This window comes from Bacillus sp. FG16, from assembly GCF_057809515.1.
Genome location: NZ_JBMDKC010000035.1, coordinates 18,294 through 32,751, shown reverse-complemented (window position 1 = coordinate 32,751; position 14,458 = coordinate 18,294). Strand labels below are relative to the sequence as shown.

Below are 14,458 nucleotides of genomic sequence, written 5' to 3'. Positions count from 1 at the left end.
ATTACATGATTGACTCTTCGATTCTATAGAAAGGATAACGTCTTTTTCATTTTATGGATAGTGTAAAATCTTAGTTAGTTTTACACTATCTTCGTTACCGAAAGTTTATTTTGTCATTCGTTTAACTAAAACCATCTTTTATGCATTTCACTTAAAAACATTTCTGTGATTCTAAATCCTGAACTTTCCCCTATAATAGAGTCAATCCCACAATGCGGACAAACTGCTGTGTTATCATCATCCCACCACTCTGTAATTTTTTCTGGATGGAAAATTTCTAAACAATAAAAACAACCACATATAACATCCTTTTCTAAGTGCTTTCTATTACGAGAACAAAAACGATGTGCTTCCTCAAAATATTTTTCCATCAGCATCCCCTATTCCTGATTTTTTCTACGCTTTACTTAGATCATCCTCGGTAAAATCACAATTCTTTCTTACAGAAAAACAAAAAACCCTTGATTCACAACGCGTGGAACCAAGGGTTTATCTCATCATTATTGATTAAATTAAGAAACTATGTTAAATTAGTACAGAAACACGTTTTCTAAAATACACAGAACGTATTTATCCGTATCTTAATTTTACAACAAAACCTTTCTTCAGTCAACCTCTATTTTTCACTTTTAAAGGAGTGCTTACGTATGAACAAAAAACTTGATCTAGAGCAAAAACGATTGGATACCGTAATCGAAACGATTACGCAGCAAATTGATAAGCTGGAAAACGAAACTGGCAGACGCCGGGCAGAAGTAATCAACATCCGTAAACACTTCTGGGATGACGTTAAAGTGAATACAGATACTTTTGATGATTACCTTGAAACAGTTATCAACTTAAGACAACAAGCTCAATCACTAGCTGTTACACAAATCACCCATAAACACACCTTTAATCGACTTGCCGCGCTGCGACGTATGCAAAAAGCACCTTACTTCGGACGCATCGATTTTACTGAAGAAGGCGAACCTGCCGCAGAACAAATCTATATCGGTGTTTCTACCCTTACTGATGCAAGCGGAGAAAACTTTCTTATTTATGACTGGCGCGCCCCAATTTCAAGTGTTTATTACGACTATCCACCAGGACCGGCTGAATACAACACACCAGGTGGCGTAATTCGCGGTAATGTGGAGAAAAAATTACAATACATTATTCAAAATGGCGAGATTGATTCCATGTTCGATACGAGCCTCACAATCGGTGATGAAATCCTGCAACAAGCGCTCGGAAAAGGTACAAACAAACATATGCAGAGCATCGTCGCTACGATTCAGCGTGAGCAAAATGAAATTATCCGTCACGATGAAGGCCGACTCCTTATCGTTCAAGGAGCTGCTGGTAGTGGTAAAACATCAGCTGCCCTGCAGCGAATCGCCTACTTACTATATAAATATCGCGAATGGCTAAAAGCGGATCAAATTATTCTCTTCTCCCCTAACTCTATGTTCAATAGCTACGTATCTAACGTACTACCTGAACTCGGTGAAGAAAATATGCAACAAGTAACATTCCAAGAATATTTAAATCATAGACTAAGTAAGTCATTTGATGTGGAAGATCCTTACGAACAATTAGAATATATGCTAACTGAAACAAATAGCGCAAATTACAAAATTAGAAATACGAGCATCCGATTTAAAGCATCCACTCAATTTTTCGAAATGATTAGAGCGTACAGACAATCTCTTGAAACTTCAGGCATGCTATTTAGAGGAATGAAATTTAGAGGAAAACTGATTGCCTCTGCTAAAGAAATTACAGAGCAATTTTACAATACTGACTCCTCCCTCCGCTTCCATAGTCGAATTGAGAAGTTAACGGATTGGCTAAATAAGCAAATAGATGCACTTGAAAAAGCAGAACTGAAAAAGCCTTGGGTAGAAGAAGAAATTGAATTACTTAGTAAAGATGAATATCAAAAGGCTTATAAATACTTGCAGAAAAAAGGCGAGTTTGACGACAACTCCTTTAATGATTATGAGAAAGAAACGAAAGTACTCGGACGTATGATTGTCCGTAAAAAATTGAAGCCTCTTCGTAAAGGCGTTCAAACATTGCGCTTTATCAATTTTACAGGCATATATAAACAACTTTTCATAGATGCATCATGGGTTACTGGAGAAAAACCGAAAGAATGGGATGACATTTGCTCATTAACAGTGAACATGCTCGATGAAGGAAATCTATATTACGAGGATGCGACTCCATTTTTACTTTTAAAAGAATTAATTGAAGGCTTCCAAACGAATAGATCGATTAAACATGTACTCGTAGATGAAGCACAAGATTACTCTCCGTTCCAGTTCGAGTTTTTAAAACGTCTCTTCCCTGCCGCAAAAATGACGGTACTCGGGGACTTTAACCAAGCAATATTTGCCCATGCGAGTGAAACAGTGAATTTTAATACACTTACTAGCTTATACGGACCAGATGAAACGAACGGCATTAACTTAACTCGTAGCTATCGCTCAACAAAACCGATTATTGAATTTACACGAAATCTCGTACCAGAAGGAAAAGACATTCACGCCTTTGAACGTGACGGCGAGAAACCTATAGTGACGAAAGTAGCTGATTACAGCGAACTTCATGAGCATATTACTGCTAAAGTTGCTGAACTACAAAAACAAAATCACAACACGATCGCAATTATATGTAAATCCGCAACTGAAAGCGCCGCTGCATACGAAGCACTCCATCATATCGAGAATATTAAACTCGTGAAGAGTAACTCAGCCGAGTATGAGCAAGGCATCGTCGTGATACCTGCTTATTTAGCAAAGGGTATTGAATTTGACGCTGTTATTATTTATGATACTTCTGAAGATGTATACAGTGATGAGAGCGTACGTAGATTGTTCTACACCGCTTGTACGCGCGCGATGCATGAGTTGCAACTTTATAGTGTTGGCGAAGTTAGTCCTTTTGTGCTTGGGGCTGATTCGGATAGTTTTGAACTAATAACTAAAACACCTTGATAATCATCAAGGTGTTCTTTTCATTCTAAATGGCATATCTTTACGTCGATATACACTTAACACAATCCCCATTAAAAGCGCATGGAATACAGTCGGTGTTAATCCATAACTAATAAAAGGTAATGATATAGCAGCAATCGGCAATAAGCCTAAAATCATGCCCACGTTATAAATAAACTGGACTACAAAAAGAGTCATTCCTCCAATGAGAAGCAATTTACCATATCGGTCATTTATTTTATAAGATATGATTACTAATCTTGCTACAAAAAGAGAAAGAACAGAAACCAGAATTAGCGCAAGCACATACCCATAATAGTAAGTCAAACTTGCAAATACAAAATCAGTATCCGCAGCAGGGATGAATTTTGTATCTCCAGATGTACCAAACCAACCAGCCGATGACATTACCTCTTTTAAACGTATATACATAAATCCTGCACCACCTGCATCACTCTCCGGATTTAAATACCCTAAAATTCTATCTAAGTGGTATCCTGAAGACCAGGATACCGATGCCCTGATAATAAATAAACAAATGGGTACAACCGTAATAATCAACGCCGTTTTCTTTCCTAACTTACTCCACCAAAGCATAACGAATACCATTGTCATATAAACAAAAATTGACGAAAGGGTTGATACAATCAAAAATAAATACAAAGAAAATAAATATAAAACCACAAGATGCATAACCTTTAACCTACTATTATTGAAAAAAGAAGCCCACGCTAGAAAAAAGAACGGTACTGCTATTAAACAATCAATTTCAATGGGACCGATTTTTATTAACGGTTCTCCAGTCAACGAAGCGTTCGGAAAACAGTATAGCATTAACAGAATAAGTACTCCGATTGTGTAAAACAACCCTCCCCTTCTCTCTAATTTCCGATAATCAATCAGCATCATCCCAAAAGCTGTTACAACACCGAGAATAACAAATATCACCTTATTCATTATTACATCATTCGTATATCCAAAAGCTAAAACTGGCAAAAATCCTAGCCCCATCGCAGCCACTAATAAACCAATTAAGAACCAATCAACCTTTGGCTTATGTAGTTTATTAAGTTCCTGGCCAAGCTTGATTGGACTTCCCATTTGTTCAACGGCCTTATCTTCCGCAACTTCCTCACTTAACCCTTTTTCTACCCACATATTCTTGGCCTGTTTCAAGTGAAAGTCTAGTTCTGTTGCCACCAAGTCCTTCGCTTCTTTTGATTTTATATGGTTCGTAACTTCTTTTAAAAAATGCTCCCCTTTTTTATTCAATTTTTTCTCACTCCTGTACTAATCCTTTTAATATAAATCGCGCCTTCATAGCATTTTTCTCTACCTTTCGCAACATCTTGTTTCCTTTATCATTTAATTGATAATATTTAGCTCCTGCGTGATCCCAGCTAGATTGGATAAAGCGGTTCTGTTCTAAACGATGTAATAAAGTGTATAGAGACCCTTCATCACCTTCGAATTTTTGAATCCCTCTACCTCTTAGCAACTGCATCAATTCATAACCTGTTTTTTCATTCATAAGAAGTTGTAACACCGCTAAAAGGATATCTTCTTCCTTTTCGGATGATTGCTTGATTTTTTCGCGCACCCGCTTTCGATGTTGATCAGAAAAACTCAAATGTTTAAACGTTGTGTTCTCCATTGATTTTCGCAAGCCTTTTAATCGATCTTCCATTTGATTATTCCTCCAATCCTTCCTTCAAAAGCTCCTTCGCTTTTTTCAATCTCGTTTTTATCGTGTTTTCTTTCACGTCTATTACCGTAGCAATCTCTTTAATTGATAACTCTTCATAATAAAATAGATAAATGACTTCTCGATATTTTATCGGTAAACTCATTACTGCCAAAGCCAACCTACTATCCTCCGCATTTTGAATGACAGTTTGTTCGACACTATCATTTTGAACCCCAATATACACAGATTCATCCTCTGTAACGATTACCTTTTTGTTATACCAACTTTTTATATAGTCCTTACAATGATTAATCGCAATTCTCCATAGCCATGTTTTTAAGTTTGAATTCCCTTTATATGTATGAAGAGATTTATAGCATTTCACAAATATATCTTGCGTTAAATCCTCCGCAATTTCTTTATTATTCACATACGAATACACAAGCTGTAAGACTTCTTGTCCATACTTGTTCATTATTTCGTCGATAAGGTCCTCCTTATCTTCTATTTCAAACGCTTCTATCGTTAATTCATCCACCACATCATTTCCTCCTTCCCATATATTAGACGACGCACTGTATGGAAAAGTTTTATAAATACATAAAAAAATATGGATGGTAATGTCCATACCGTTTTTTTATGTATATTTATTTGCTTCTTGTCCCTTGATACTTATGCTCTGCTTAAAGATAGGAATTTTTATCCATATGTCTTGTTCCCTATTTTAAAACATAATACAATGGAAATGTAACTTAATAAGCTATAACTAGTAGGTGTGGTAATCATCTCTTCCATTTTGAAAAAAGGGGGGAGGTGATAAAATGATCGCGATGTTTGTAATTAAATTAGTGTACGGTATCCTAACCGGAACTGGCGTTATCATCGGTAGAAGATACGTCGGTCCGTGGCTAATTTCTGTATACAAAAAAGCGAGAACCACCCTACTTCGTGGAAAAGGTAAGGGCGGTTCTCGGCTAAAACGTTAATGTAATTGTCTTATAACCGCACCTACTACCACCACAATAGCAAGTTAGGTTACACAAGGCAGAAGTTTCTCAGGCTTCTGTCTTTTTTATTTTATGCAAAATTCATACTATATACTCTATCATCATTGTAACACATTTTATTTATTTTTAGTCAAGAGAAAAACCACCTAAAGGCTCTCCTTCAGGTGGTTCTCTATTTTATGCTAACGCAGCTGCTTGCTCTTGTTGATCTAGACTTTTTCTAGTTCAGCTGTGCCGCTCTCATCATTTATAGCACCAATAAAGACGGATTATGTACCCGCTTCATAACAGTAGGATTAAACAAGGAACAACACCTATTACGAATATAAAAAATCCTCTCACTATATAGTACCTATGTTTTCAGCGATACTCTATTACCATCAAATTAAGTTTGTATAATTTAAACTACAGAATAGCGAGCTAATTTTCAAATATCTTCTTTCGCATAACCCTAAATTTATTATCCATTTGCATTATGATTATAAATAAAAGATATCCTACCGACGCACCGAGCATATTTATAGCAATCCGCCACACATCAAAAACATCAGACAAAGTTAGTAAATGTAATATCTCCCAAACAAGAAAGGTCATAACATACCACTTACGAGCTTTCTTATAGTTAGTCACTTTATTAATCCGCACTGGAACGAAAAATCCGAATGGAACTACTAATATTATATGTTGTAAAACGCTTAACCAATAAGTTGAGTTTCCCCAAGGACCTGGATGTGCAATAAAATCTTTAACTTGCCAAAGTGTTATTCCAAAAAGTTGTAATAACGTTTCTAAATCAGATATATGTAAAAATTGCTGCCAAAATTCAATGGGATGATAGACAGTCCCACCACCTGTCAAACTGCGAACAGAGTCAAATGTAGAAGTTGAAATAAACGTTCCTAAAAAGACAATAAAACAAATGATTATATAAGGAATACATAAAACTTTTGATAACACCTTTAATGGCCTAGGAACTTCGTATACCGATTTATTAATCTCTACGCCAATAACTTTTGATTCTCCAAAACTTTGAATCGCTTTATAAATCGCTTCTTTTTCATTCATACCTTGTTCCATATATTCTTCTTTCAAGCTGTTCAAGTGATCATACATTTCTAGAAATAACTCATCCTGTTCAATATCACTAAGTTCTGAATAGGCTAAAATAGACTTAATATACTCATCAAATTCACTCATAAATAACTCCTTTCTGACAAGCTTGAATTAATGCTGTTACACTTTCCCAAGAGTTCACTTTCTTCTGCAATTCTTTTTTCCCTTTATCTGTAATAGTATAGAATTTCCTTTTCATCCCATTCTCAGATTCATTCCAATAAGATTCAAGAAACTCCTTTTTCTCTAATCTCTTTAAAGCAGGATACAAAGTTCCCTGTCCCATACTATACAAATCTTCACTTGCATCCTTTAAACTTTGAGCTATTTCGTATCCATATGTATCACGTTTTGCAATGATAGAAAGCAATAAAATATCTATACTTCCCTTCAAGATTTCTTTATCCAACAATACCACCACCTTATATACATCGTATAACAACATATGTCGTTACGCAATATAGTTAGAAGAATATTCCATAAAAAAAGAAAAAACCACCTAAAGGCTTCCCTTCAGGTGATTCTCTATTTTATGCTAACGCAGCTGCCTGTTCTTGTTGATCTACAGGAATTACAGCGTCTGTTAATGCTTTTTCTAGTTCAGCTGTATATTTCATTTGTTCTTCTTTGCTCCAGCCTAGTTTCGCAGCCATGTAGTTGATTACTGCTTCTTTCCACTCGTATACCCAGTGGATGTTGAAGAATACAGCGCCTCTGCGGCGTACGAAGAAGTCAACTGGTTTTGCTGTCATTTCGTAATCCATTGCGTATACAAGTGGGATGAGAACGTCAAGCGGCATGTTGTATTCTTTCGCTTCTTCTTTATGTTTTTTCGCTAAGTCGAACAGTACATCAACGTTAGAGCCGTAGAATTTCGCGAACTCTTCTGCTTGTACTTTCGTTAAACCAGATTTCGTACCTTCGTCTGCTTTTTTCGCAACGAATGCTGGGAATCCGCGTGAACCATCTACATGCCCACCAGAGATCGGCATATGTTTCGTGTCGCTCTTCGGATATGCGCTATGACCTTCTTTTTGTAGTAAGTTCGTTACGTAATCTACTACCATTTCAGCCATTTTACGGTATCCTGTTAATTTACCACCTGCGATTGTAATTAAACCAGATTCAGAAGTCCAAATTTCATCTTTACGAGAAATTTCAGATGCATTCTTACCTTCTTCATAAATTAACGGACGTACACCAGCCCAGCTTGATTCAATGTCTTTCTCTGTAATTTTCACGCTTGGGAACATGTAGTTAATCGCATTAATGATATATGTGCGATCTTCTGTTGTCATTTGTGGTACAGCTGCGTCTTTATCATAGAACGTATCCGTTGTACCTACGTATGTTTTTCCGCCGCGAGGAATCGCGAACACCATACGTTTATCTGGTGTATCGAAGTAAATTGCTTGCCCGAGTGGGAAACGTTTTTGATCAATTACTAAGTGAACACCTTTTGATAACTGAAGTACTTTTCCTTTTTTCGAGTTATCTTTTTCACGAAGTGTATCTACCCAAGGACCAGCTGCGTTTACAATTTTCTTACCGTAAACTTCATATACTTCACCGTCTAGTAAATCGATTACACGTACACCGCATACTTTTCCATCTTTATATAAGAAACTGTCTACTTTTGCGTAGTTAACAGCTTTCGCACCATGCTCAATCGCTTCTTTCATTACTTCAATTGTAAGACGCGCATCATCTGTACGATATTCTACGTAGTAACCGCCGCCTTTTAATCCTTCTTTTTTTACAAGAGGCTCTTTATTTAATGTTTCTTCACGGTTAAACATCTTTCTGCGCTCGCTTCGTTTTACACCTGCTAAGAAGTCGTATACACGAAGACCAATTGATGTACTAAATGATCCGAACGTACCGCCTGTATGGAACGGAAGTAACATCCACTCTGGTGTTGTTACATGGGGACCGTTCTCATATACGATCGCACGCTCTTTACCCACCTCTGCTACCATTTTCACTTCAAGTTGTTTTAAATAACGTAGACCACCGTGTACAAGCTTCGTTGAACGACTTGATGTACCTGCTGCAAAGTCCTGCATTTCAAACACAATTGTTGATAACCCGCGTGTTGCTCCATCTAATGCAATACCAGAACCAGTAATACCTCCACCAATTACGATCACATCTAACTCTTGTTTATTTACTCCGTTTAATACGTCTTTACGTTGTTTACTTGAAAATTTCATGGTAATTCCTCCCTTTGATAACGAAAAAAGAGACCACAAACTCCGCTATAGATTTCGCCTCTATAGCGCGTTGTGGTCTCTCCAAATCTCCTACCGAATTATTAACTTGTCACCATTATAACACTGTTTATGATTATTTGAAAGCTTTTGTTGCTTCAATTGCCTTTTTCCATCCAGCATATAGCTCTTCGCTTGTTTCCGCTTCCATCGTTGGTTCAAAGCGTTTGTCCATATGCCACTGTGATTTAATTTCATCTTGGTTTTTCCAATATCCAACCGCAAGACCCGCTAAGTACGCTGCACCTAGAGCCGTTGTTTCGTTGATCACTGGACGCTCTACAGGAACATCTAGAATATCACTTTGGAACTTCATTAAGAAGTTATTTTTAACTGCTCCGCCATCAACACGTAATGTGTTCAGTTCAATACCTGAATCTGCTTCCATTGCACATAATACATCTTTCGTTTGGTAAGCTAAAGATTCTAGCGTTGCACGAATGAAATGCTCTTTCGTCGTACCGCGTGTTACACCAAACATAGCGCCGCGTACTTCACTATCCCAGTAAGGTGTTCCTAGTCCAACGAACGCTGGTACAATGTATACACCGTCAGTTGATTCAACGCGAGAAGCATATACTTCACTCTCACTTGCATCTTTAAACATGCGCATTCCGTCGCGTAACCACTGAATTGCAGAACCTGCTACGAAAATACTTCCTTCTAATGCGTAGTTTACTTTACCATCTATTCCCCATGCAATTGTTGTTAATAGACCGTGCTCAGAAGCTACTGCTTTTTCACCTGTGTTCATTAACATAAAGCAACCAGTTCCGTAAGTGTTCTTCGCCATACCTTCACCGAAACAAGCTTGTCCAAATAATGCTGCTTGCTGGTCACCAGCTACACCTGCAATCGGTACATTTTGACCGAAGAAGTGGTAATCAATTGTTTCTCCATATATTTCAGATGATGGACGTACTTCTGGAAGCATACTCTTTGGTATTGTTAACATGTCTAGAAGCTCATCATCCCACTGTAAGTCGTGAATGTTAAACATTAACGTACGTGATGCGTTTGAATAATCTGTTACGTGTGCTTTACCACCAGATAGTTTCCATACAAGCCACGAATCAATTGTTCCGAATAATAGATCGCCGTTTTCAGCTTTCTCTCTTGCACCTTCAACGTTATCTAAAATCCACTTTACTTTCGTGCCAGAGAAGTATGCATCAATTAAAAGACCTGTTTTTTCGCGAACCATTTCGCTATAACCTTTTTCTTTTAACTCATCACAAATTTCAGCTGTTTGGCGAGATTGCCATACGATTGCGTTATAAATTGGTTTACTAGTTGTTTTATCCCATACAACCGTTGTTTCACGTTGGTTCGTAATACCGATACCAGCGATTTGTTCTGGTTTTACATCTGCTTCGCTTAAGCAAGTTGCGATAACTGCTAAAATAGATCCCCAAATTTCTTGTGCATTATGCTCTACCCAGCCTGGCTTTGGAAAATGTTGTGTAAACTCTTTTTGAGCTGAATGAACAATTTCACCTTTTTTATTGAATAAAATTGCACGTGAGCTTGTTGTTCCTTGGTCTAATGAAAGAATATATTTTTTCATATCGGTTTCCCCCTTATGCTACTTTTCTACTATTTGTATTGCTTCCGCTTTTTTTACTTGTCATATAAGAGATTGCTAGTACAATCACAGTTGCGATAATCACATAAATAAGTGCTGCATTTTGTTTTCCTTCAAATACAACTTGATGGAATAATCCTGCAAGTGATCCACCTAGAATTGGACCAACTACTGGAATCCATGCATACTTCCAGTTTGAACCGCCTTTTCCTGCAATCGGAAGGAAGAAGTGTGCGATACGCGGACCTAAATCACGAGCCGGGTTAATTGCGTATCCTGTTGTCCCACCTAATGATAAACCAATACTTACAATTAAGAAACCTACGATAAATGGATTTAATCCATCTGCAAATTTATTTGCACCAATTGCTAATATACCAAATACTAAAACGAATGTTCCAATCATTTCACTTAAAAGGTTTGCAAATGTGTTCGGAATTGCTGGACCTGTTGCAAATACGCCTAACTTTGTTCCTGGATCTTCTGTTTCTTTCCAGTGTGGTAAGTAATGTAAATATACGATAACTGCCCCAATAATTGCCCCAATCATTTGTGCTACGATATAACCTGGTACGTCACTCCATGGGAACGCTCCCTTAAATGCTAGTCCTATCGTTAAAGCTGGATTCAAATGTGCCCCACTAATTGATCCAACCGCATACGCTGCAACCGCTACTGCTAAGCCCCAGCCCATTGTAATAACAATCCAACCTGAATCTTTCGCAAACGATTTCTTTAAACTTACACCAGCACAAACGCCGCCACCAAGTACGATTAACAACGCAGTCCCTATTAACTCTCCTAAAAATGCTGACATAGTATCCCTCCACAATCAATTTAAACGCTTCCAAATGTGATAGAGGTAAAATGAATGGCCATTCGTTTTTGTCAAAAGAAAAAGACCCACAGCTTTGCACGCTTCTATATAAATTTATATAGAAACAATGAAATGTGGATCTCTTCTTTTCTCCGTCACGTTTATTAACTTGTCTATAATGTTAACCTTTTATGAAAGCGGTGTCAACAGAATTTTTTCACATTTTCGTCACTTTTTTTGGTAATGTTTCCATAGTTCGCGTTTTGACGTCGTAATCGCTGTCGCACCAGCGTTTAAAGCTCTTTCCACATCTTCTACAGTACGAATAAAACCACCTGCTAAAATCGGTACACCAGTACGCTCTTTCACTTCAGCGATAATATCCGTCATTGCTCCTGGAAGCACCTCAATATAATCCGGTTTCGTCTTATCTAAAAGATTGCAGCTCTTCTCCATCGCACTCGAATCGATTAAAAAGATGCGTTGTATTGCCACAACACCTTTTTGCTTCGCCTTCATAATTACGCCGGCCTTTGTCGAAAGTAACCCGTACGGTCTAAACTCCTGACATAAATATTCCGTCGCATGCCCATCACTCTGCAAGCCATGAATTAAATCCACATGTAAAAACACCTTTTTACAATATTGCTTCGCAAGTGATATAACACTCTTCAATTGGCCGACATGAATATCTAAAATAACGATATATTCATACGAACTATGTAATAGCTTTTCCAAATCTTTAATTTGCCTCACTGCCGGCAAAATTTTCTGTTCATGAAATTCCATTCTAAATGTCCCCTTCTTTATGTCATCCTATCCTTTATAGTACACAATTTAAGTGAAAAGAACAGCCAGTGTTGGGGATTTCTTTCAAATCTTTCCTCTATTTATATATTTTCTTCAACTTATCGGAACCTATACCACCTATAATCATGAATACAAGGGGCAAAAGATTCATTACATATGGCGCATCTACTACAATTGTAATACTTGCTCCAGCAAACTTATTTAGCATCCATACAACGATTTTTGCAATAAACAAAAATACCCCTATCATAAATAGACTATCAAAAAACACCTTCCATTTTGGATACGCCAATTGCTTACTATCTTCAATTATTTTCTGCGTCAATTCTTCATCACTCCTTAACAGTTCATCAATTGTAATACCGAACAGATCACTTAAATGAATAATAATTTCAATGCTCGGATAGTTCTTTCCCGTCTCCCATTTCGAAACAGATTGCCTGCTCACATGAAGTTTTTCAGCCAAATCATTTTGCGACCAATTTCTTTTTTCCCTTTCTTCTTTTAAACGCTCACTAAAAATCATACTGTGTTTATCACCTCTCTATGCCCATTATGTTCAAATAAATGATGAAGAGTAAAGCGAGTTATTGTTGCATTTCCTGCACAACTTATACGTTACAGCTTATAATGGCGCTCTTTTATATGTATCTTCCCTATACTATGCTCCAATAATAATTTCCCGAACAATAATACAAGGGACTGATACTAATAAAGTGAAACTTTAATCAGCCCTCACTAATCGGGCTTTTACGGACAGCCCGCGCCCCACCTAACTTCTTTGATTCCGCTGAATTTTGAGGTGGGTCTTACTGCCCGGCAAATAGCGGGATAAAGACTAGATTAGGCATAAAAAATACGCCATCCCTTCTTATCAGTCTCCAGAAAGAATAACGCAAATTTTCATTTTTACTCATCATTTTTCGGACTATATGAAAACCCCGGGTATTTCACAACAGGCCACTTCTTCTTACGCAGAGAATCCATTACTTGCGGGCCAACATGTATATTACTCTCCACTATTTCTTTAGGAGTCAGTGCCATCCATTGATTTAACGATACATCTTCAAAACGATTGCTTCTGAACATCTCTAAAAACCATAATGTTTCGGTACCTGTATTTTGAATATAATGCCCCGTCGCAAACGGTACATATCCGACATCGCCAGCTCTATAATCAAATGTACGAGCGGTACCATTTCCAAGAAACACAGTCATTCTCGCTTCCCCTGTCAAATAATATTGCCATTCATCATTATTCGGGTGCCAATGAAGTTCTCTCATTCCACCAGGCTCAACCTCAACGAGCGCTGCTGCGATCGTTTTTGAAATAGGGAAATTTGTAGAATCTACAATTCGAACGCTACCACCAGGAGTCTTAATTGGCTTTTGTTTTAACAGTTCATGTTTAAATGTTAAAGGAACTTCCCCTTTCGGTGATTGAACTTCCTGACTTTCAAGCGAACCTGGCACCTCTCCTTGATAAATATAAACTTGACCTGAAGGGATAGAATGAAAAGCACTCTCAGGTACTCCAAAATTAGCCGACAACACTTCTTTTGGCGTATGCGCAAACCAATCAGAAATAGCTAAAGTAGATAAATCAGAAAAATGTCCATCATCGAAAACAAGTAGAAATTCACAATGTTCCAATCCTTGAATGGAATGCGGAATACCAGGCGGAAAATACCAAAGATCACCTGGTCCAACATCAGCAATAAAATTCCGTCCATTTTGATCAACAGCCGTTATGCGTGCCCGTCCTAAAAGCATATACGCCCATTCCGCTTCTTTATGCCAATGAAGTTCTCGTATTCCACCGGCCGTTAAGCTCATATTTACCCCAGCAATCGTCGTCGAAACTGGTAGTTCCCGAGCAGTAATCTCCCGAGACCACCCGCCGTGTTTCAAAATCATAGAAGTGTCCGAGAATGAAAACTTCAAGTTAGGAACTAATCCTGCATCCGTTATAGGTGGAACAAGCATATTCGGATTTTGAATATCTCGCATAACATTACGAGGTCCAGAATCAATTGCACCTGCTCCGTCGCTGCGGATTGGTTGTGGCACATTCCCTCCCGCTTCATTAACAGTACGTTTCTTCATGATTACACCCCTTTTTCATCCGGTTATTAGGTGAAAATCCTCCACCATAGTGTATGAATTGGGCTTTAGATGGTTACAG

At 37.7% G+C, this 14,458-nt stretch carries 14 protein-coding genes; 2 read left to right on the top strand and 12 right to left on the bottom strand.

The features are described 5' to 3' along the window. Positions 1–125 precede the first annotated feature (125 nt). Positions 126–371, bottom strand: a complete 246-nt coding sequence (locus ACODS7_RS14770; RefSeq protein WP_000417115.1) for a hypothetical protein — start codon at positions 369–371, stop codon at positions 126–128. Between the two features lie 276 nt (positions 372–647). Between ACODS7_RS14770 and helD the strand changes: the two genes are divergently transcribed. After that, entirely contained in the window at positions 648–2,984 is a 2,337-nt protein-coding gene (gene helD, locus ACODS7_RS14765) for an RNA polymerase recycling motor HelD (protein ID WP_043935327.1), read from the top strand. A gap of 6 nt (positions 2,985–2,990) precedes the next feature. Here the strand turns inward: helD and ACODS7_RS14760 are convergent, their stop codons facing one another. Genes ACODS7_RS14760 through ACODS7_RS14750 form a run of 3 tightly spaced genes read right to left on the bottom strand, consistent with a single transcriptional unit; the run spans position 2,991 to position 5,209 of the window. Next, positions 2,991–4,256 (bottom strand): FtsW/RodA/SpoVE family cell cycle protein, encoded by a 1,266-nt coding sequence (locus ACODS7_RS14760; protein ID WP_043935328.1) that lies wholly within the window; start codon positions 4,254–4,256, stop codon positions 2,991–2,993. Positions 4,257–4,263: 7 nt separating this feature from the next. Then, positions 4,264–4,671, bottom strand: a complete 408-nt coding sequence (locus ACODS7_RS14755) for a PadR family transcriptional regulator (RefSeq protein WP_029442067.1) — start codon at positions 4,669–4,671, stop codon at positions 4,264–4,266. A 4-nt stretch (positions 4,672–4,675) separates the two neighbouring features. Beyond that, positions 4,676–5,209, bottom strand: a complete 534-nt coding sequence (locus ACODS7_RS14750; protein WP_029442066.1) for a sigma-70 family RNA polymerase sigma factor — start codon at positions 5,207–5,209, stop codon at positions 4,676–4,678. A 283-nt stretch (positions 5,210–5,492) separates the two neighbouring features. Here ACODS7_RS14750 and ACODS7_RS14745 point away from each other — a divergent pair, with 283 nt between their 5' ends. Continuing rightward, positions 5,493–5,657 carry a hypothetical protein gene (locus ACODS7_RS14745; protein ID WP_048565201.1) on the top strand — a complete coding sequence of 55 codons (165 nt, stop codon included), beginning with the start codon at positions 5,493–5,495 and terminating at the stop codon, positions 5,655–5,657. Between the two features lie 441 nt (positions 5,658–6,098). On the opposite strand, the gene ACODS7_RS14740 is transcribed toward ACODS7_RS14745, so the two are convergent. The 8 genes from ACODS7_RS14740 to ACODS7_RS14705 all read right to left on the bottom strand — a co-directional run bounded on the left by ACODS7_RS14740 (position 6,099) and on the right by ACODS7_RS14705 (position 14,379). After that, positions 6,099–6,875, bottom strand: a complete 777-nt coding sequence (locus tag ACODS7_RS14740) for a VanZ family protein (protein WP_243168851.1) — start codon at positions 6,873–6,875, stop codon at positions 6,099–6,101. Next, positions 6,868–7,200: a PadR family transcriptional regulator gene (locus tag ACODS7_RS14735; protein WP_000356630.1), complete on the bottom strand. Its 333-nt coding sequence runs from the start codon at positions 7,198–7,200 to the stop codon at positions 6,868–6,870. The genes ACODS7_RS14740 and ACODS7_RS14735 overlap by 8 nt, the downstream gene beginning before the upstream one ends. A gap of 121 nt (positions 7,201–7,321) precedes the next feature. Beyond that, entirely contained in the window at positions 7,322–9,004 is a 1,683-nt protein-coding gene (gene glpD, locus ACODS7_RS14730; RefSeq protein WP_243168850.1) for an aerobic glycerol-3-phosphate dehydrogenase, read from the bottom strand. Positions 9,005–9,137: 133 nt separating this feature from the next. Beyond that, a complete protein-coding gene (gene glpK / locus ACODS7_RS14725) occupies positions 9,138–10,628 on the bottom strand; it encodes a glycerol kinase GlpK (RefSeq protein WP_016082604.1) in 1,491 nt (496 codons plus the stop codon). A 13-nt stretch (positions 10,629–10,641) separates the two neighbouring features. Continuing rightward, complete coding sequence (gene glpF / locus ACODS7_RS14720; protein WP_001272199.1) at positions 10,642–11,463, bottom strand: glycerol uptake facilitator protein GlpF; 822 nt, start codon at positions 11,461–11,463, stop codon at positions 10,642–10,644. A gap of 228 nt (positions 11,464–11,691) precedes the next feature. After that, positions 11,692–12,252, bottom strand: coding sequence for a glycerol uptake operon antiterminator GlpP (gene glpP, locus ACODS7_RS14715; protein WP_016082605.1), 561 nt, complete (start codon positions 12,250–12,252; stop codon positions 11,692–11,694). A 97-nt stretch (positions 12,253–12,349) separates the two neighbouring features. Continuing rightward, entirely contained in the window at positions 12,350–12,799 is a 450-nt protein-coding gene (locus tag ACODS7_RS14710; protein WP_243168849.1) for a helix-turn-helix domain-containing protein, read from the bottom strand. 383 nt (positions 12,800–13,182) lie between these two features. Beyond that, a complete protein-coding gene (locus ACODS7_RS14705) occupies positions 13,183–14,379 on the bottom strand; it encodes an oxalate decarboxylase family bicupin (protein WP_243168848.1) in 1,197 nt (398 codons plus the stop codon). Between the last annotated feature and the right edge of the window lie 79 nt (positions 14,380–14,458).

Excerpts from the sequence above, each read along its gene's own strand:
- glpD (WP_243168850.1), bottom strand. The coding sequence starts at position 9,004 with ATGAAATTTTCAAGTAAACAACGTAAAGACGTATTAAACGGAGTAAAT.
- ACODS7_RS14755 (WP_029442067.1), bottom strand. The coding sequence starts at position 4,671 with ATGGAAGATCGATTAAAAGGCTTGCGAAAATCAATGGAGAACACAACG.
- glpF (WP_001272199.1), bottom strand. The coding sequence starts at position 11,463 with ATGTCAGCATTTTTAGGAGAGTTAATAGGGACTGCGTTGTTAATCGTA.
- helD (WP_043935327.1), top strand. The coding sequence starts at position 648 with ATGAACAAAAAACTTGATCTAGAGCAAAAACGATTGGATACCGTAATC.
- ACODS7_RS14745 (WP_048565201.1), top strand. The coding sequence starts at position 5,493 with ATGATCGCGATGTTTGTAATTAAATTAGTGTACGGTATCCTAACCGGA.
- ACODS7_RS14740 (WP_243168851.1), bottom strand. The coding sequence starts at position 6,875 with ATGAGTGAATTTGATGAGTATATTAAGTCTATTTTAGCCTATTCAGAA.
- glpK (WP_016082604.1), bottom strand. The coding sequence starts at position 10,628 with ATGAAAAAATATATTCTTTCATTAGACCAAGGAACAACAAGCTCACGT.
- ACODS7_RS14770 (WP_000417115.1), bottom strand. The coding sequence starts at position 371 with ATGGAAAAATATTTTGAGGAAGCACATCGTTTTTGTTCTCGTAATAGA.
- glpP (WP_016082605.1), bottom strand. The coding sequence starts at position 12,252 with ATGGAATTTCATGAACAGAAAATTTTGCCGGCAGTGAGGCAAATTAAA.
- ACODS7_RS14710 (WP_243168849.1), bottom strand. The coding sequence starts at position 12,799 with ATGATTTTTAGTGAGCGTTTAAAAGAAGAAAGGGAAAAAAGAAATTGG.
- ACODS7_RS14705 (WP_243168848.1), bottom strand. The coding sequence starts at position 14,379 with ATGAAGAAACGTACTGTTAATGAAGCGGGAGGGAATGTGCCACAACCA.